We start from the raw sequence: 17,399 nt of genomic DNA, 5'->3' as shown, positions 1-17,399 counted from the left end.
GGTTCGCGCGCCCTACGGTTCGCGCGCCCTACGCTGACCGCGTGACGGTCGAAACGAGGGTACTGCGCCGCCAGATGCTCGCCGAGGAGCTGGAGAAGTCCGCGCGGGTGCGAGCCGAGGCGGGGATGGTGGCCACCGTGGCGGAGCCCGCCGAGAGCGAGGACGCCACCCTGGAGCGCTGGGCCCGGGTGGCCGGGCGGTGAGGGCGCGGGGACGCGGACCGGATCAGTCGGCTGTCAGGGCATCGGTGAGGCTCACCGCGGGGCAGCCGAGCATCCCCGTCAGCACGCGGCACTGGCGCTCGGTCAAGGACGTCAGGAAAACCGCCGCGTCGGCTCCGGTCCGTTCGCGCAGCGCAGCCGCCTCACGGACCTTTCCGTAACTCAGAAGAGTCCGTGAGGAGTAGGGGAGGGCCATTTTCCCGACCCCGCCGTCCGAGACCCCGCGCCGCTGCACGATGCGGCCCACGACCCGTGCACCGCGCCCCGTCAGTTCCCGGGCCGCCGCGTCCATCGACGCGGCGAAGTCCTTCTGCTTGCCGGAGAAATAGCCGACGAGCACGACCTCGGCGCCCTCGACCGCGAAGGCCGGAGCCCGGTGCCGGGTCCGCGCCGCACCCACGCGGTGATCCGGACGCCGGTCACGCCTTCGAGCCTGGTGCATGCCGCACAGGTTAGACGGCTCAGCCGGGGCGAGCAGTGCCCCAAGAACGGCGGGGGCGGGCGACGGCTCGGGAGACGTCAGCCCGGCCACACCAGTGACTGGAGCTCCGAGTACGCGTGCAGGGCGTACGAGCCGACGTCCCTGCCCACCCCGCTCTGTCTGAAGCCGCCGAACGGGGCCTCCATGTTGCGGCCCACCGTGTTGATGCCGACGCCGCCGGAGCGGAGCCGGCCCGCCACGCGGAAGGCGCGGGCCACGTCGCCGGACCAGACATAGTCGATCAGGCCGTAGTCGCTGTCGCCGGCCAGCGCGACGGCCTCCTCCTCGTCGCCGAACGGGACGACCACGACCACCGGGCCGAAGATCTCCTCGCGGACCACCCGCATGTCGGGCGTGCAGTCCGCCAGGAGGGTCGGGGCCACGTAGAAGCCACGGTCGAGCGGCGGGCGTTCGCCGCCCGCGACGACCCGCGCGCCCTCCTTGCGGCCCAGCTCGACGTACGACTCCACCCGTTCCCGGTGGGCCGCCGAGATCAACGGGCCGACGACCGTACCCGGGGACCGTGGATCGCCGACCGGCAACCGGCCCGCGTAGAGCGCCAGTTGTGTCACCAGGCGGTCGTATATCGGCCGCTGCGCGAGCACCCGTGTCGGGGCCGTGCAGATCTGGCCGCTGTAGAACGAGAACGTGGTTCCGATGCCCCGGACCGCCGACTCCAGGTCCGCGTCCTCGAAGACGATCGCCGCGCCCTTTCCGCCCAGCTCCATCAGCTGCCGTTTCATCCCGCGCCCGCACACCTCGGCGATACGGCGGCCGACCGCCGTGGAGCCGGTGAAGCTCACCATGTCGACGTCGGCCGAGTCCACGGCCGCCTCCCCGACCTCCGCGCGCGACCCGGAGACGACGTTCACGACGCCCGGCGGTACCCCCGCCGCCTCCAGCGCCTCGGCCATCCGGTAGACGGAGAGCGGGTCCTGCGGGGCGGGCTTCACGAGGACCGTGTTGCCCATCGCGAGCGCCGGGGCGATCTTGCCCGCCGGGTTCGCCCAGGGGTTGTTGTACGACGTGACGCAGGTGACCACGCCCACCGGACGGCGTACGGCGAGCGCGCCCAGCACGGCGGCCCCGCCGAAGGGGCCCGCCTCGTTGATCTGCGGGGGCAGCGGCTCCTCGACGGACTCCACGCGCGCGTACCGCCGGAACCGGGCCGCCCCGACGCCCACCTGCATCCCGCGCGCGGTCCCGGTCGTGGCGCCGGTCTCCGCCCGGGCCAGTTCCGCGTACGGGACGAGGTGGCGCCGGATCTCCTCGGACGCCCGGTGCAGGACGGCCGCCCGTTCCTCCGGTGTCGTGCGCGACCACGTCCGGAAGGCCTCGCGGGCCGCGCCTGCCGCCGCGTGCACCTGATCCCGCGAGGCCTCCGGCGCCGGCCCGACGACCTCCTCGGTCGCCGGGTCGATCACCTCGTAGTGGCCGCCGTCCGGCTCCACCCACGAGCCACCGATGAACAACCTTTGTGCAGCGCCCGCTTGACGGTTCGTCACCTCGTGCTCACCGTGTGCGTGTCGCGGCCCGAGCGGAGCACCTTGCCGGGTACGGCCCCGGTCACCACGTCGTCGCGTATCGACTCGACGCCGTTGACCCACACGGCGGTGATACCGATCGCCCTGGAGTCGAGGCGCGGGCTGTCTCCCGGCAGGTCGTGCACCAGGGTGGCCTTGCCGGCGTCGATCCGCTCCGGGTCGAAGAGCACGAGGTCCGCATGGAAACCCTCCGCGATCCGTCCGCGCCCACGGAGCCCGAAGAGCTGTGCCGGGTCGTCCGTGAGCATCTTCACCGCCTGCTCCAGCGTGACGAGTCTCCGGCCCCGCAGGCAGTCCCCGATGAACCGGGTCGTGTACGGCGCCCCGCACATCCGGTCCAGATGGGCGCCCGCGTCCGAACCGCCGAGCAGCACGTCCTCGTGCCGCCACGTCTCCTGGCGCAGGGTCCACGAGCCGGGGTCGTTGTCGGTCGGCATCGGCCACAGGACGGTCCGCAGGTCGTCGTTGGCGCAGATCCCGATCAGGCACTCGAAGGGTTCCTGGCCGCGCTCGGCCGCGATGTCCCGTACGACGCGGCCGGTGAGCCCTTCGTTCGCCGCGCTGTACGTATCCCCGATGACGTACCGCCCGAAGTCCGCGAGGCGCCGGAAGACGCCGGCTTCCTTGGATTCGGCCCGCCGGAGCATCTCGGCTCGGACCCCGGGGTCCCGCAGTCTCCCGATCCGCTCGGGCACGGGCAGGCCCAGGATCTCGCCCCAGCCGGGGATGAGGTTGAGGGCGCAGAAGGTGCCCAGCGACATGTTCATGGGCGTGAGGATCGGCATCGTGAGCGCCACGATCCGCCCACCCGCCTTACGGGCCCGCTCGCTCGCCGCCAGTTGCCGTGGCACGCGCTCGGGTACGGCCGCGTCGATCGTCAGGACGTTCCAGTTCAGGGGGCGGCCGGCCGCCGCGCTCATCTCCACGAACAGGTCGATCTCGTCGTCGCTGAACTGGTCGAGACAGCCCGCCACGATCGCCTCGATCTGGGTGCCCTCGCGCTCGCCCACCGCCCGCGAGAGGGCGAGGAGTTCGGCGGGCCCGGCGTGCCGGGAGGCGACCGGTTTCCCGTCGCCGTCGGAGTGGGTCGACGACTGGGTGGTGGACAGCCCCCAGGCCCCGGCCTCCATCGCCTCGTCGAGCAGCGTGACCATCGCCGCCAGTTGCTCCTGGGTGGGCTGCCCGCCCACGGCCTGCGGCCCCATCACGTACCGCCGCAGCGCGCAGTGCCCCACCATGAAGCCCGCGTTGACCGCGATCCGGCCCTCCAGGGCGTCGAGGTACTCGCCGAAGGAGTGCCAGCTCCAGGGCGCGCCCTCCTCCAGCGCGACCAGCGACATCCCCTCGACCTTGGACATCATCCGCCGCGTGTAGTCGGCGTCCTCGGGCCGCGCGGGATTCAGCGGCGCGAGCGTGAAGCCGCAGTTGCCGCCCGCCACGGTCGTGACCCCGTGGTTCAGCGAAGGAGTCGCGTACGGATCCCAGAAGAGCTGCGCGTCGTAGTGCGTGTGGGGATCCACGAACCCGGGCGCGAGGACGAGCCCCCGAGCGTCCTCGGACGTCCGGGCCTCCTCGGTGACCGCACCCACGACGGCGATGAGCCCGTCCCGTACCCCCACATCGGCGACGAAGGCGGGGCCGCCCGACCCGTCGACGACTCGCGCACCTCTGATCAGATGGTCAAGCACGACAAGACCTCTCTCTACCTGACACCTTCTGGCTCACGCCGGCACACACCCACCCGGGGGCGCGGGGAACTGCGCGACCGGCCCCCACGGACCCGCACCCTCCGACGAACCTCAGACCGCCCCGCGAAACCGCGTGGTCCGATGCACGGGATCCGTATCGATCTTCGGAATCACGTGCTCCCCGATCAACCGAATCGTCTGCAAGGTCTCCTCCTTCGGCACCCCCACCGGCAGCCCGAAGGACAACTGGTCGGCCCCGGCCGCCTCCCACCGCTTGCACTGCGTGCGCACCTCGTCCGGGTCCCCGCAGATCAGCAGCTCCTCGGCGATGAGGAGTTCGATGAACTCCTCGTTGTACTCGGGAAGCGTCTCGGGCCAGACGGGGAAACCCTCGGGCCGCGGGAACGTGTCGTGGTAGCGGAAGACGAGCGAGGGCAGATAGTGCAGCCCCCCGCTCACGGCGACCCGTACCGCCTCGTCGTGCGTGGGCGCGCAGACGGCCGTCGTCGTCACCATCACGTTGTCGTTGACGAAGTCCCCGACCGGCTCGGCCTCGACGACGGCCGTCTTGTACTGGTCGAGGACCCACTCCATGTCGGAGACCTTCTGCACGCTGAAGCCGAGCACCCCGAGCCCCTTGCGGGCGGCCATGGCGTACGAGGGCGGCGACCCGGCGGCGTACCACATGGCGGGGTGCGACTTCCCGTACGGCTTCGGCAGGATCTTGCGCGGCGGGAGCTGCCAGTGCTTGCCCTGGAAGCCGACGTACTCGTCCTGGAGCCACATCTTGGGGAACTCGGCGATGGTCTCTTCCCAGATCTCCTTGGTGTAGTTCATGTCGGTGATGCCGGGAAGGAAGCCGAGGATCTCGTGCGACCCGGCCCCGCGTCCGCTGCCGAACTCGAAGCGTCCCTCGGTGAGATGGTCGAGCATGGCGACCTTCTCGGCGACCTTCACGGGGTGGTTGACCTGGGCGAGCGGGTTGAAGATGCCCGATCCCAGGTGGATGCGCTCGGTGGCGTGGGCCAGATAGCCGAGGTAGACGTCGTTGGCGGAGAGGTGCGAGTACTCCTCCAGGAAGTGGTGCTCCGACGCCCAGGCGTACTTGAAGCCGGACCTGTCGGCCTGGATGACGTACTCGGTCTCCTCCATCAGCGCCTTGTGCTCCGCGAGCGGATCGGTCTCGGCCCGCTTGCCCACGTATCCCTGTACAAAGAGCCCGAATTCCAAGGAGGTTCACCGTCCCCTGTGTCCGTCATCCGTCCGGCGCCCGCCGAACCTGACGCATCGTCAGATTGACCTGCCGCCGACTGTGGCACCGAGCCCGCAAGGCGTCAATACCTGATGGGGCGTCATATGCGTGCTGTCGTCCCTCACATCGCGCTCACGCCCGCCAGCCATCCCCCGTCGATCACGAAGGGCTGGCCGGTGATGTAGGAGGAGTCGTCACAGGACAGGAAGAGGGCGAGACGGGCCACCTCCTCGGCCCTGCCGATCCGGCCGAGCGGCACGAGTTTGCGGTAGAACTTGGCGACGGACGCCGAGGCCGCCTCCGCGGCGGCCTCGGCGTCCGTCGTCGCCGGGTCGAGCAGGGCGGGATTGCTCATGGCGGTGTCGATCGCGCCGGGACAGACGGCGTTGACCCGGATCCCCTTCGCCGCCAGCTCCAGCGCGGCGACGCGCGTGAGGCCGACGATGGCGTGCTTGCTCGCGCTGTACGCGCCGACGTACGCCATGCCGGTCAGTCCGGTGTACGAGGCGGTGTTGACGACGGTCCCGCCACCGGCCGCCTCGATCTCGGGGGCCAGGGCCTTGATACCGAGGAAGACGCCGACCTGGTTGACCCGCACGATCTGCATGAACTCGTCGAGGGGGGTGTCGACGAGGGCGTTGAAGCGGAGGATGCCGGCGTTGTTGACGAGCCCGTCGACCTTCCCGTACGCCTCCTTCGCCACCGCCACCGCGGCGGCCCAGTCGTCCTCCCGGCTCACGTCCAGATGGACGTACCGGGCGCGGGCCCCCAGCTCCTTGGCAAGGGTCTCTCCCTGCTCGTCGAGCACATCGGCGACGACGACCGCGGCCCCTTCGCCGACGAAGAGCCGAGCCTCCTGCTCCCCCTGCCCACGCGCCGCCCCGGTGACGACGACGACACGTCCGTCGAGCTTGCCCATGACCACTCCCTAAGCGAAGAGCGCGCCCGCCAGGGGCGCGGGGAAAACGCGCGGCCGGCCACGACGCACCCGCGGTCGCGCAGACGTAGGCATCCGCCACCCGAGGCCTCCGCTATCCGAGCAGCGGGGCGACCCCCGACCCGAACGCCGCCATCTGGTCGGTCAGTTCGGCCCGGCTCCGCGACCGGAAGCGCACCTGGATCTGGTGCACCCCCATGTCCCGGTACGCCCGCAGCGACTCGGCGACGGCCTCCGCGGAGCCGGTGACCGTCCGCCGCCCTACGGCCCACGTGGGCCGCCCCACATACAGCGGCTCGGTGATGGCCCCGACGACAAGCGGCGAGGCGACCCCTGCGGACTCCCGCAGCCGCCCGAGCAGAGCGATCTGCTCGGGCAATCGCTCCCGCGGGTCCCCCTGCGGCAGCCAGCCGTCGCCCTTGACCGCGGCTCGCCGGACGGCGGCGGGCGAGGACCCGCCGACCCACACGGGCACCCGCTCCTGCGCGGGCCGGGGCCGCTGGCCGAGCCCTTCGAAGTCGTACAGCTTCCCGTGGTGGGAGGGGAACTCCTCGGGGCCCAGCGCGGCCCGCAAGGCGTCGATGCACTCGTCCAGCACCGCCCCGCGCCGCTCGAAGTCCGCCCCCAGTGCCACGAACTCCTCCTGTACGTGCCCGGCGCCGACCCCGAGGATCAGCCGTCCGCCGCTGAGGTGGTCGAGGGTCGCGTACTGCTTGGCGGTGGCGAGGGGGTGGCGCAGTCCGACGACGGCGACGTGGCTGAGCAGCCGCACGCGTTCGGTGACCCCGGCCAGGAAGGCGAGGGTGGCGACGGGGTCGTACCAGACCGTGCTCATCGCGGCGGCGAGGCGGCGCGGGATGGCGACGTGGTCGCAGCTCGCGAGGTACGCGAAGCCGGACACGTCGGCGGTCCGGGCGATCGCCACGAGGTCGTCCGGGCCGGCGTCGGCCTCCCACGCCTCGGCGTAGAGGGTGCTCTGCGACTGGACGGGAAGTTGCATCCCGTACTCCAGCCGTCCTTCGTGCCCTTCGGGCGGGACCAGCATGAGCAGCACCCCTTGCCTGACGTACCGTCATATCGATGGACCGGCACCCATCGTCATAGCTGACGCACCGTCAGGCAAGGTGTGTGCGGACACTCGTCCCCTGACGGGCCCGCCTTCGAACAGAACGCGCTCAGGACCCGCGAATCCGGCGGAAGCCGAGCCGATGGGCCGCGCGTCTCCCGCCCCTGTCAGCCCGCGTCCCCCTCTCTCTTCACCTGTCCGTACTGCTGGGACGGTTCGGCGGCCGGTGGGGGCGGATCCTCAAGTCCGACGTGGAGATGCTGCCTCAGGCTGACCCGCCAAGCCACCAGGACGGTGACCACCGACACCGCGCCAGCCATCCAGAACACGGGCCGGGCGCTTCCGCCCATCCACCCGGTCACCACACCGGCCAGCACGGTACCGAGAGCAGCGGCCAGATAATTGACCATCCGCTGCGCGCTGGACACGCGGCCGAGCAGCTCTCTCGGAACGATCCGCTGCCACATCGTCCGGTTCCTGACGTTGGTGATCACGAGGCTCGCGCTCATGCCGAAGCTCGCAGCCGCGGCGGGCACGACCGAATCCACGCTCGCCAGCGCCGCCAGCAACACGGAAAAGACGACGGTGCCACCGGCGAGCGTGTACATCGGTCCTATCCGCCGGATCCAGCGGGACACCACAGCGCCGGTGACACCGCCCAGGCCACCGACCGCGACTACCAGGCCCACCGAGGCAGGCGACAGGCCCATGTCGGTCTTGAGCAGGTACACGATGAGTGTGTCCACGCCGAGCACCAGGTTCACGATGGCCATCACCAGCAGCAAGGTGGACAACGGGGGCGTGGTGACGGTGTAGCGCAGCCCCGTAACCAACTCGGAGCGGAGTGTCCGCAAGTCCCGTGGGGCTGCGGGGCGGGTATAGCCGGCCATGTGACCGCGCACGAAGCCCAGGGTGGCGACCGACACCGCGAACGTCGCCGCGGTGGCGAGCAGACCAACCCTCAGCAGACCGGTGGATGCCAGCAGACCGGCGATGCCCGGTCCCAGCACGAAGCCGATCTGGTTGGCCGTTTCGAGCGTGGCGTTCGCGCTCTGCAGGCGGTCGGGGAACGCGTCGCGCACCGCGATCGAGAGCGCCAGTTGGAAGAAGACGCTGGCCGCTCCAGCGGCGAACGCCACCACCAGGATGAGGACCACGCTCTGGAACGCGGCCAGCAGGAACAAGGCAACGAAACAGCCAGTCCTCACCAGATCGGACCAGATCAGGACGCGCCAGGGATCCACCCTGTCGACCAGGACTCCGCCGACAAGCCCCAAGGTGGCATAGCCAATGGCGCGAGGTGCGGCGGAGAGCCCTGCGGCCACCGGGCTTTGCGTTATCTGCAGAACCAGCAGTGGAATGGTCAGATTGGCGACGCCGTCGCCAACCAACGAAACGGCCTGGCCGCCCAAGAAGAGGGGAGCAGCGCGCACGGACTATCACGAACCTTTCTCGGTGGTATGTGTGTTCGAAGCGAGGCTGCTCGACGGTGGCCCAATACGGGCTTTCTGGTCCAGAGACTGCAGGAAGGAGAGTGTGATGTCATCGCCCCCGAGGCAGTAGTACTCCTTGTCCAGAAGGCTGTTGAGGATCACAGCACTGCGCCAGGCGGCGAGGCCCAGACCCGGGTCTGCGACGCCGTGACTCTTTCGTGCCCCGTTCTGAATGTAGATGCGGTTCACATCAGGACCGTCCCATGGGATTCGGTAGTCCTTTTCGACGTGGAACTCATTGCCCTGAACAGGCATACGCTCCTGGATCGGTTGGAGGAGGCGGGTATCCGGTGCCGGAAACCGGTGGCGAAGATGACCATGTCGCTGTGCATCTCATGGACGGACGTGCTGATCTCGTCGCGCAGGGTGCACATGAACCCGGCTCTGTCTTTCGTCAGCTTCACCAGGCTCACACCGGACAGAAAATTGTGCCGACAGCTGAGGTCGTCCAGGTAGTCGATCTCGTACAGGCGCCGGTAGAGGGCAGAAAGGAGGTTGTGCGAGATGCCGTTCATCGCCGCACTCTGCTCTTCCAGCAGTGAGGAGCGTTGAGCGTCCGACAGCCCATGGAAGTATTCGACGAAGAGTGGATTGAACCACTCGTTGCTGAAGGCCGAGTCGTCCAGTGGGGAGAAGCCGCCCCGGCCGGCGACCCAGGTGAACCGACGGGGCAGCCCCCTACGGCCGGACAGGACGTCGAGAGCGATCTCCGCGGCACTCTGCCCCCCACCGACCAGAAGGACATGCTTGTCGAGCGTCTGCGTACCGCGGTCCATGTGATGTGACGAGTGCCAGATTCCGGGGTCGTCCATGTCGGCGGCACAGGATGGAATGAACGGTTTCTGGCCGATGCCCAGGACTATATGGGAGGCCCGCAGCGTGCCGCGGGTCGTGGACACTTGGAAGTGGTCGCCGTCATGGTCGACAGTCGTGACCTCGGTACCGAAATCGACGCCGAGGTGATCCGCTGCCCAGGTCAGGTATTGATCGAACTCTTTCCGGCTGACGTACTCCCTGCTGGCTATCAGATGTCGGTAGAGACGGCCCTTTTCATGCAGGAAACTCAGGAAGCTGAAACGACTTCGAGGATCGACGAGGCTTACGAGGTCCTTCACCCCGCTCACCTGGAGCCGCGAGTTGCTCCATAAGAGCCCCGGGTGCCATGACGCCGATTCGCGGGCCTCGACGACAGCCAGGGAAAGGTCGGTTCCTGCCGGAGCGGCGAGGGCCGCCAAACTCAGGTTGGCGGGACCTGCGCCTATGGCGAGTACGTCGACCGTTCGGTTCTGCATCATTCAGATCCACAATCTGCCGCGAGTGGACGAAGTGCGGTGAGCAGCCGCGATGACTGGCCCGAGCAGGAAGGCAGCCACGGAGTCGATGATCAGTGACCAGGCTCCATGACCGCCTGGTGGTCAACCGGTGGGTGGTGCTGCATCCGGTCTGCGCGACGAGATGTGCACGGCCTGCGGCTCACTGATGAGCCGGCCCACGGAGGAGGCGGATACCGCCTGGTCCACCAACTCCTCGACCGCGCTCGCGTCGCGGGGCGGTGGCGGGGACATCGACACGCTGCAACTGACGTCCTGGAGATGGACGACAGCGTCAGGATCGGCACGGAGCAGGCCGCTGACATCCTCGGTACAGCGCGAACAAGTACTCGCCCCGTGCCCTGGTCGGCAGGGCCCGCGCAGCGGACAGCTTCCACCCCGCAGGCCCACCCGGCTTCGTCGAGGCCGATCCGCCCTTCACCGTCGAATACACCCTCGACGTCGTGCGTGACCTCAACGGCGCCGGCCTGATGTACTTCGCTTCCTATTTCTCCATTTTCGACACGGCGTTGCTGCGACTGTGGCGCTCACTCGGTCGCACTGACGAGCAGTTCCTGCGGCGCAAGGTGACCGATCAGGAAATCGGCTACTTCGGAAACGCGGACCCCGGCGCGGTGTTCACGATCACCGTCCGCCGGTGGCGCGGCACGAAACGCGCGGGCACGGAGCTCGCGGACATGGCCATGCACGAGGCGGATACCGGCCGCCTGATCGCCGTCACCGGTGTGGAGGTCGAGACCGGCCCCTGAGCCGCTCTCAGGGGCGACGACGCGCGAGGATGATCCCTCCCAGCTTGCTCTCGGCCGAGGTGAGGGTCTTGTGCGTCTCGACGTCGAAGCCGGCCTGCTCAAGCCACTCGATCGTCCGGTCGTGCTGCCGGCGATGGACATGGACCTTCATCGGGTGCCCGCCATAGCCCTCGGTCTTCAGATGCGACGCGTCTCCGACGTGGAAGCTGAGCAGCAGGGGGCCACCGGGCACGAGCACTCGGCGGAAGTGCGCGAGTACGGAGGCGATCTCGTCGTCCGGAATGTGGATCAGCGAGTACCAGGCGACCAAACCGGCGACCGAGGCATCGGCCAGGGCGAGGTCCGTCATGGAACCGAGATCGAACCGCACCCCGGGGTGGTCGCGGCGGGCCACCTCGATCATTCCAGGTGACAGATCGATGCCGAACACGTCCAGGCCCAGCTCCCGCAGATGGCCCGTGATCCTGCCCGTCCCGCACCCCACGTCCGCGACCGGCCCGTCGCCCCGGGCCCGCACCAGGCCCGCGAACAGGGCCAGGGCCTCGCGTTCTTCAGGTGCTTCGTCCAAGATGTGTCGCGTCAGTTCTCTGTAACTTGCCGCGACGGTGTCGTAAGACGTCCGTGTATCCGCCAGCCAGTCGTCTGCGCCGAGTTCCATTTCCACCGGCCGCAGGTTACACAGGTCATCGGTCGGCGTGACGGACGGCTCGGCCCGAGCGCCGCACCACGCGGGTGCGCGGTGCGGTGCGTCGCGGCGCCCGCGTCCGGAAGGCGGGTCCGTTCACCTCTGTTTCGCCGACGCCCAGAGCCCGTCCTTCGTGAGGCCCAGCAGTTCGATCGCGTTGCGGCGGACGATGCGGTCCACGACGTCCGTGTCCAGGTGGCCCATCTGGGCCTCGCCGACCTGCCGCGACTCGGGCCAGGTGGAGTCGGAGTGCGGGTAGTCGGTCTCGTAGAGGACGTTCCCGACGCCGATCGCGTCCAGGTTCTTCAGGCCGAAGGCGTCGTCGAAGAAGCAGCCGTAGACGTGCTCGGTGAAGATTTCGGAGGGCGGGCGGTGGACCTTGTCCGCGACACCGCCCCAGCCGCGGTTCTCCTCCCACACCACGTCGGCGCGTTCGAGAATGTAGGGGATCCAGCCGATCTGGCCCTCCGCGTACATGACCTTCAGGTTGGGGAAGCGCTCGAACTTGCCGCTCATCAGCCAGTCGACCATCGAGAAGCAGCAGTTGGCGAAGGTGATGGTGGAGCCGACGGCGGGCGGCGCGTCGGCGGAGGTGGAGGGCATCCGGCTGCTCGACCCGATGTGCATGGCGACGACCGTGCCGGTCTCGTCGCAGGCGGCGAGGAACGGATCCCATGCGTCCGTGTGGACGGAGGGCAGCCCGAGGTGCGGAGGTATCTCGGAGAAGGCGACGGCCCGCACTCCGCGGGAGGCGTTGCGCCGCACCTCCCGGGCAGCCAGCTCCGGGTCCCACAGCGGGATGAGCGTGAGCGGTATCAGCCGCCCCCGGGCCTCGGGCCCGCACCACTCGTCGACCATCCAGTCGTTGTAGGCCCGCACCGAGAGCAGCCCCAGCTCGCGGTCCGCGGCCTCGGTGAACGTCTGGCCGCAGAAACGGGGGAAGGTCGGGAAACAGAGGGCGGACTGCACGTGGTTGACGTCCATGTCGGCGAGGCGCTGCGGGACGTCGTAGGAGCCCGGGCGCATCTGCTCGTACGTGATGACCTCCAGCTTGATCTCGTCCCTGTCGTAGCCGACGGCGGTGTCGAGACGGGTGAGCGGGCGGTGCAGGTCCTCGTAGACCCACCAGTCGCCGATCGGCCCGTCGTCGCCGGGACTGCCCATGACGGGAGCGAACTTCCCGCCCAGGAAGGTCATTTCCCTCAGCGGGGCCCGTACGACGCGCGGCCCCCTGTCCTGGTACTTCGACGGGAGCCGGTCCCGCCAGACGTTGGGGGGCTCCACCGTGTGGTCGTCCACCGAGATGATCTTCGGGAAGGTCTCCATGCGTAGTACGGTAGCGCAGATCTGACGGCCCGTCAGCTACTGGAGAGCGGTCTCCGGAATGCGAGGAACGCCCCGCGGGGTTGCGACGACGGGGTGTGGGCCCTGTGAGGGGATGCGTGAACTTGGCATGGCGGCCTGTGATCGGTGTCTCCCACGGCTGACGCATCCGCCATGAACAAGGCAAACTGGCCTGGTTGTCATGACGGTTCGGCAGGGGGACAGCGATGGACGGTGTACCGCGAGTACCGGAGCAGTGGGTTCCCGAGGAGTCGGTGGCCCTGCGCTTCAGTGTGCTCGGGCCGGTGCGCGCCTGGCGGGGAGCACAGGCGCTGCCCACGGGGTCCCCGCAGCAACGCGCCCTGCTGGCCGCCCTGCTGCTCCGCGAGGGCCGCACGGCCACGGCGGGCGAGCTGATCGACGCCCTGTGGGGCGACGACCCGCCGTCCCAGGCGCTGGCGGCCGTGCGCACGTACGCCTCGCGGCTGCGCAAGATCCTCTCCCCCGGCGTGCTGGTCAGCGAGTCCGGGGGCTACGCGATCCGGCTCTCCGACAACTCCGGCGGCGGCGGCACGCTCGACCTGGCCCTGGCGCAGGAGCTGGCGGCCGACGCGGAGAAGGCGAAGAGCAGGGGCGACCTGTGCCATGCGCGCGCCCTGCTGAGCAAGATGCTGAGCCTGTGGGACGGGGAGGTGCTGGCGAGCGTTCCGGGCCCGTACGCGGAGACCCAGCGCACCCGGCTGCAGGAGTGGAAGCTCCAGCTCACCGAGTCCCGCCTGGAGATGGACCTCGAACAGGGCTGCCACGCCGAGGCCGTCTCCGAGCTCACCGCGCTCACCGCGGCGCACCCCCTGCGGGAGCGGCTGCGCGCGCTGCTGATGCTGGCGCTGTACCGCTCGGGCCGGCAGGCCGAGGCCCTGGCCGCGTACGCGGACACCCGGCGGCTGCTCGCCGACGAGCTGGGCGTGGACCCGAGCCCGGACCTCCAGGAACTCCAGCAACGCATCCTCCAGGCCGACCCGGGTCTGGCCGAACCCTCGGCACCGCTGGCCCCGGAGACCGCGACCACCGCGGTGCGCCCCGCTCAACTGCCCGCCACCGTCCCGGACTTCACCGGCCGCTCGTCCTTCGTCTCCGAACTGTGCGAGGTCCTCGCGAGCGCCGAGGGCCGCGTGATGGCCGTCTCCGCGCTGGCCGGCATCGGCGGCGTGGGCAAGACCACGCTCGCCGTCCACGTCGCACACCAGTCGCGAGGCGCCTTCCCGGACGGACAGCTGTACGTGGACCTGCAGGGCGCGGGCGCGCGGGCCGCGGCGCCGGAGGCCGTACTGGGCGCCTTCCTGCGCGCCCTCGGCACCCCGGACCCGTCCATTCCGGACACCCTGGAGGAGCGTGCGGCGCTGTACCGCTCGGTGCTGGACGGCCGCCGGGTCCTGGTCCTCCTCGACAACGCCCGGGACGCGGCCCAGGTCCGGCCCCTGCTGCCCGGCACGGAGGGCTGCGCCGCGCTGGTCACCTCGCGGGTGCGGATGGTCGACCTGGCCGGCGCGCACCTGGTCGACCTCGACGTGATGTCGCCGGAGGAGGCCCTCCAGCTCTTCACGAAGATCGTCGGCACCGAGCGGGTGGAGTCGGAACGCCAGTCCGCGCTGGACGTGGTGGCGGCCTGCGGCTTCCTGCCGCTGGCCATCCGGATCGCCGCCTCCCGGCTGGCCGCCCGGCGCACCTGGACCGTCTCGGTCCTCGCGGCGAAGCTCGCGGACGAGCGGCGGCGCCTGGACGAACTCCAGGCCGGCGACCTGGCCGTGAAGGCCACCTTCGAGCTGGGCTACGGCCAGCTGGAGTCCGCCCAGGCCCGCGCCTTCCGGCTGCTGGGGCTCACGGACGGACCCGACATCTCGCTGGCGGCGGCCGCGGCGGTGCTCGACCTTCCGCTTGAGGACACCGAGGACGTGCTGGAGTCGCTCGTCGACACCTCGCTCCTGGAATCGGCGGCACCCGGCCGCTACCGCTACCACGACCTGGTCCGTCTCTACGCGCGTGCCTGTGCCGAGCGGGACGAGCAGCCGCCGAGCGAGCGGACGGCCGCGATGTCACGGCTGCTCGACTTCTACCTGGCCACCGCCGCCGGCGTCTACGCGATCGAACGCCCCGGCGACCGGCTGATCGACCACCTGGAGACGACGGAGTACCCGGGTCTGCGCTTCACCGACGGCAGCGCGGCACTCGACTGGCTGTACACGGAGGCGGCACCGCTGCTGGCGTGCGTACGGCAGTCGGCGGGTACGGACCGCCTGCGGCGGGCGGTGGACCTGCTCTGGGCCTCCCGGGACCTCAACGAGTCGGGGGCCAACTCCCATCAGTACGAGACGACGGCCAGGGCGATGTGCGACGCCACGCGGGCCGCGGGGGACACGCGGGCGGAGGGCAGGGCGCGGTTGACGCTCACCCATCCGCTGCTGGTCTCCGGCCGCATCCAGCAGACCGCCGAGCAGGCCCAGCTCGCGATGGACCTCGCCATCACCGCCGAGGACGCCATCGCCATGAGCTGGGCGGCCAACGACCTGGGACTCACCTTCCTCCACCAGGAGCAGTTCGCGAGCGGCAAGCCGTACTTCGAGCAGGCGATAGAGGTGTACGCGGCGATCGGCAACCGGCCCCTCGAAGCGCTCAGCCTGTGCAACCTCTCGCGCGCCCATCTCGGCATGGGCAACACCGACAAGGCCGTGGAGATCGCGCAGCGCGCCCTGGCGACCTACCTGGAGATCGGCAAGACCCTGCGCCTCGCCAACGGCCACTTCACCCTGGGCATAGCGCTGACCCGGGCCGGCCGGCACGCGGAGGCTCTCAGCCAGTTCTCCGACGCCCTGTCCGTCTTCGGCAGCCACCGCCAGCGGCTCTGGGAGGGCACCACCAACTTCCGGATGGCGGAGGTGCACCTGGCGGCCCGCCGGCCCGCACAGGCCGCCCAGCACGCCGAGCAGGCGCTCGCGCTCGGCTGCATCGGGGGGGACCGGATGCAGGGCACCGTGCTGACGCTGCTCGGCCGGGCGCTCACCATGGTGGGGCAGGTCGACCGGGCCAGGGCCTGCTGGCGCGAGGCGGTCAACCTCCTGGAGCAGAACGGCGGCTCCGCACAGGCCGAGGAGGTCAGGGTCCTGCTCACGCCTGCCACGGTGGCGTGAGCGACGGGCCCGCCCCCGGCCCGTTGCGGACGTTCAGCATTCGTTTATCTCCACCCGGCACTCTCATACCTGTCACACCGTCGCGTCGGGGGGCAGACGGTCTGACCAGGAGCCCAACCGGCTGGTCTGCGGCTCCGAACGCCCGTCCAGCGGCCCTCGGGGGAGTCTCTGGACGGGCGTTCCTCACTCGTCAACACAACGGAGGAGACAGGCCATGAGTGACCAGACGAAGGAAACGAACCCCACCGCGACCCCGCAGGACAACGGGATGCCGACCCCGCCCGCGAAGGACCCGGTCGTGGCCACTCCGCTCGACAACGGGATGCCGACCCCGCCCGCCGAGGACCCGGTCGCCGCTCCGCTGGACAACGGGATGCCGACCCCGCCCCAGACCGACGTCCGGACGCTGGACAACGGCATGCCTTCGCCGCCCGCGCTGGACCTCGACGGCGGCAAGTAGAGACCTTTCTCCCGACGGGGATCGGCCGCGGTGGCGCGGAGGGGGAGCCACCGCGGCCGAAGTCTGTCCGGGGCGGGATCCGGCCGATCGGCGACAGGAACCGTTTCGTCCCGGCAGGACGTAGTACCCGTAGGTGGCCGGCGTCTTCGGGCGTCCGGCCGTTCCCTTTGACCCAGGTGTCGGTATGACCCGTTTCCCCCAGGAGTCGGAATGACCCGTACGCAGAAGTTCCTCACGACGCTCACCCTGATGCTCGGCGTCACCGCCGCGGCCGCGAGTCCGGCCCTGGCCGACAACTCGATGCCCGCGCCCGCGCCGGACGCCACCGCGACCGTGACCGTTCCGGCCGCGCCGGCCGTCCCGGCACCCTGACGTCCACAACCCGGCGTCCACGGTCCCGACGGGCCGAGCCCTCAACGGGGCTCGGCCCGTCGTCGTGTCGTGGGGGTTTCGGGTCCCGGCCGGTTTTCGTCACCGGGCGGGTCCCGGACCTCGCGGTGCCCGCCCGTACGCCGTACTGTGCGGATCACGATGACAGCGCAGCCCATCGAACCCGGCAGACCCCTCGTTCCGCGGCCGGCACGGACACCCGGCGCACTTCGCGCGGCCGTCATCCGGGTTGCCCCGCACCGGCTCGCCGAACTGGAGCGGGAGACCGACGGGGCCATCGGCGCCGCCGCGCGTACCGGCAGTCTCGGGCCGATCATCCAGCTTCTCGACACCTGGGCCGTCACCGTGGAGATCGCGCGGTTCCCGTCCACGGCCGCGCGGCTCCGCAAGGCCGAGCACACGGTGGGGACCGTCGGCCGGGGCGCGCCCGCGCGGCGCGGGGCCCGGGACGAGATCCACGCGCTGCGGGCCGCCGCGCGGGAGTCGCTCGCACGGGGGTGAGCGGTCCGCTCGGAGCACGGTGCCGAATCCGCGGGTCCGTTGGGGGTGAGCCGCGCGGTTCCCCGCGCCCCTTGCGGGGTGCGCCCGGCCCCG

Annotated in this window: 16 protein-coding genes and 1 pseudogene; 6 read left to right on the top strand and 11 right to left on the bottom strand. The window is 70.3% G+C overall.

The genetic code is table 11. The features are described 5' to 3' along the window. Positions 1-41: 41 nt before the first annotated feature. Complete coding sequence (locus tag ACH4DZ_RS26915; RefSeq protein ID WP_398289886.1) at positions 42-203, top strand: hypothetical protein; 162 nt, start codon at positions 42-44, stop codon at positions 201-203. Positions 204-225: 22 nt separating this feature from the next. Here ACH4DZ_RS26915 and ACH4DZ_RS26910 read toward each other — a convergent pair whose 3' ends face one another. From ACH4DZ_RS26910 to ACH4DZ_RS26870, 9 genes are all read right to left on the bottom strand, one after another. Beyond that, complete coding sequence (locus tag ACH4DZ_RS26910) at positions 226-663, bottom strand: hypothetical protein (protein WP_398289885.1); 438 nt, start codon at positions 661-663, stop codon at positions 226-228. A gap of 77 nt (positions 664-740) precedes the next feature. Continuing rightward, positions 741-2,207 carry an aldehyde dehydrogenase family protein gene (locus tag ACH4DZ_RS26905; protein WP_398289884.1) on the bottom strand — a complete coding sequence of 489 codons (1,467 nt, stop codon included), beginning with the start codon at positions 2,205-2,207 and terminating at the stop codon, positions 741-743. Then, positions 2,204-3,934 carry an amidohydrolase family protein gene (locus ACH4DZ_RS26900; RefSeq protein WP_398289883.1) on the bottom strand — a complete coding sequence of 577 codons (1,731 nt, stop codon included), beginning with the start codon at positions 3,932-3,934 and terminating at the stop codon, positions 2,204-2,206. The genes ACH4DZ_RS26905 and ACH4DZ_RS26900 overlap by 4 nt, the downstream gene beginning before the upstream one ends. A gap of 111 nt (positions 3,935-4,045) precedes the next feature. Further along, positions 4,046-5,164: an LLM class flavin-dependent oxidoreductase gene (locus ACH4DZ_RS26895; protein ID WP_398289882.1), complete on the bottom strand. Its 1,119-nt coding sequence runs from the start codon at positions 5,162-5,164 to the stop codon at positions 4,046-4,048. 143 nt (positions 5,165-5,307) lie between these two features. Continuing rightward, entirely contained in the window at positions 5,308-6,105 is a 798-nt protein-coding gene (locus ACH4DZ_RS26890) for an SDR family NAD(P)-dependent oxidoreductase (protein ID WP_398289880.1), read from the bottom strand. 112 nt (positions 6,106-6,217) lie between these two features. Continuing rightward, on the bottom strand, positions 6,218-7,168 hold the full coding sequence (locus tag ACH4DZ_RS26885) for a TIGR03619 family F420-dependent LLM class oxidoreductase (RefSeq protein WP_398289879.1): 951 nt from the start codon (positions 7,166-7,168) through the stop codon (positions 6,218-6,220). Between the two features lie 188 nt (positions 7,169-7,356). Then, positions 7,357-8,622, bottom strand: coding sequence for an MFS transporter (locus ACH4DZ_RS26880; protein ID WP_398289878.1), 1,266 nt, complete (start codon positions 8,620-8,622; stop codon positions 7,357-7,359). 6 nt (positions 8,623-8,628) lie between these two features. Beyond that, positions 8,629-8,871 (bottom strand): hypothetical protein, encoded by a 243-nt coding sequence (locus ACH4DZ_RS26875; RefSeq protein WP_398289877.1) that lies wholly within the window; start codon positions 8,869-8,871, stop codon positions 8,629-8,631. Then, positions 8,868-9,977, bottom strand: coding sequence for a SidA/IucD/PvdA family monooxygenase (locus tag ACH4DZ_RS26870; RefSeq protein WP_398289876.1), 1,110 nt, complete (start codon positions 9,975-9,977; stop codon positions 8,868-8,870). The genes ACH4DZ_RS26875 and ACH4DZ_RS26870 overlap by 4 nt, the downstream gene beginning before the upstream one ends. A gap of 362 nt (positions 9,978-10,339) precedes the next feature. Here ACH4DZ_RS26870 and ACH4DZ_RS26865 point away from each other — a divergent pair. Next, positions 10,340-10,762, top strand: a pseudogene (locus tag ACH4DZ_RS26865) (LnmK family bifunctional acyltransferase/decarboxylase); the annotation flags it as partial. 7 nt (positions 10,763-10,769) lie between these two features. Here ACH4DZ_RS26865 and ACH4DZ_RS26860 read toward each other — a convergent pair. Further along, positions 10,770-11,420: a class I SAM-dependent DNA methyltransferase gene (locus ACH4DZ_RS26860; RefSeq protein WP_398290018.1), complete on the bottom strand. Its 651-nt coding sequence runs from the start codon at positions 11,418-11,420 to the stop codon at positions 10,770-10,772. A 123-nt stretch (positions 11,421-11,543) separates the two neighbouring features. Then, positions 11,544-12,773, bottom strand: a complete 1,230-nt coding sequence (locus tag ACH4DZ_RS26855) for an amidohydrolase family protein (RefSeq protein WP_398289875.1) — start codon at positions 12,771-12,773, stop codon at positions 11,544-11,546. A 224-nt stretch (positions 12,774-12,997) separates the two neighbouring features. Between ACH4DZ_RS26855 and ACH4DZ_RS26850 the strand changes: the two genes are divergently transcribed. The 4 genes from ACH4DZ_RS26850 (at position 12,998) to ACH4DZ_RS26835 (ending at position 17,306) form a co-directional block, all read left to right on the top strand. Then, entirely contained in the window at positions 12,998-15,955 is a 2,958-nt protein-coding gene (locus ACH4DZ_RS26850) for a BTAD domain-containing putative transcriptional regulator (protein ID WP_398289874.1), read from the top strand. A 214-nt stretch (positions 15,956-16,169) separates the two neighbouring features. Beyond that, positions 16,170-16,415 carry a hypothetical protein gene (locus tag ACH4DZ_RS26845; RefSeq protein WP_398289873.1) on the top strand — a complete coding sequence of 82 codons (246 nt, stop codon included), beginning with the start codon at positions 16,170-16,172 and terminating at the stop codon, positions 16,413-16,415. 210 nt (positions 16,416-16,625) lie between these two features. Then, complete coding sequence (locus tag ACH4DZ_RS26840) at positions 16,626-16,787, top strand: hypothetical protein (protein WP_398289872.1); 162 nt, start codon at positions 16,626-16,628, stop codon at positions 16,785-16,787. 159 nt (positions 16,788-16,946) lie between these two features. Next, positions 16,947-17,306, top strand: coding sequence for a DUF6247 family protein (locus ACH4DZ_RS26835; protein WP_398289871.1), 360 nt, complete (start codon positions 16,947-16,949; stop codon positions 17,304-17,306). The last annotated feature ends 93 nt before the right edge of the window (positions 17,307-17,399 follow it).

Source organism: Streptomyces sp. NPDC017991, from assembly GCF_044328075.1.
In the GTDB taxonomy this organism is placed as follows: domain Bacteria; phylum Actinomycetota; class Actinomycetes; order Streptomycetales; family Streptomycetaceae; genus Streptomyces.
This window is presented reverse-complemented; position numbering and strand designations above follow the sequence as displayed.

Excerpts from the sequence above, each read along its gene's own strand:
- ACH4DZ_RS26910 (WP_398289885.1), bottom strand. The coding sequence starts at position 663 with ATGCACCAGGCTCGAAGGCGTGACCGGCGTCCGGATCACCGCGTGGGT.
- ACH4DZ_RS26890 (WP_398289880.1), bottom strand. The coding sequence starts at position 6,105 with ATGGGCAAGCTCGACGGACGTGTCGTCGTCGTCACCGGGGCGGCGCGT.
- ACH4DZ_RS26885 (WP_398289879.1), bottom strand. The coding sequence starts at position 7,168 with ATGCTGGTCCCGCCCGAAGGGCACGAAGGACGGCTGGAGTACGGGATG.
- ACH4DZ_RS26870 (WP_398289876.1), bottom strand. The coding sequence starts at position 9,977 with ATGATGCAGAACCGAACGGTCGACGTACTCGCCATAGGCGCAGGTCCC.
- ACH4DZ_RS26860 (WP_398290018.1), bottom strand. The coding sequence starts at position 11,420 with ATGGAACTCGGCGCAGACGACTGGCTGGCGGATACACGGACGTCTTAC.
- ACH4DZ_RS26855 (WP_398289875.1), bottom strand. The coding sequence starts at position 12,773 with ATGGAGACCTTCCCGAAGATCATCTCGGTGGACGACCACACGGTGGAG.
- ACH4DZ_RS26850 (WP_398289874.1), top strand. The coding sequence starts at position 12,998 with ATGGACGGTGTACCGCGAGTACCGGAGCAGTGGGTTCCCGAGGAGTCG.
- ACH4DZ_RS26845 (WP_398289873.1), top strand. The coding sequence starts at position 16,170 with ATGAGTGACCAGACGAAGGAAACGAACCCCACCGCGACCCCGCAGGAC.
- ACH4DZ_RS26840 (WP_398289872.1), top strand. The coding sequence starts at position 16,626 with ATGACCCGTACGCAGAAGTTCCTCACGACGCTCACCCTGATGCTCGGC.
- ACH4DZ_RS26835 (WP_398289871.1), top strand. The coding sequence starts at position 16,947 with ATGACAGCGCAGCCCATCGAACCCGGCAGACCCCTCGTTCCGCGGCCG.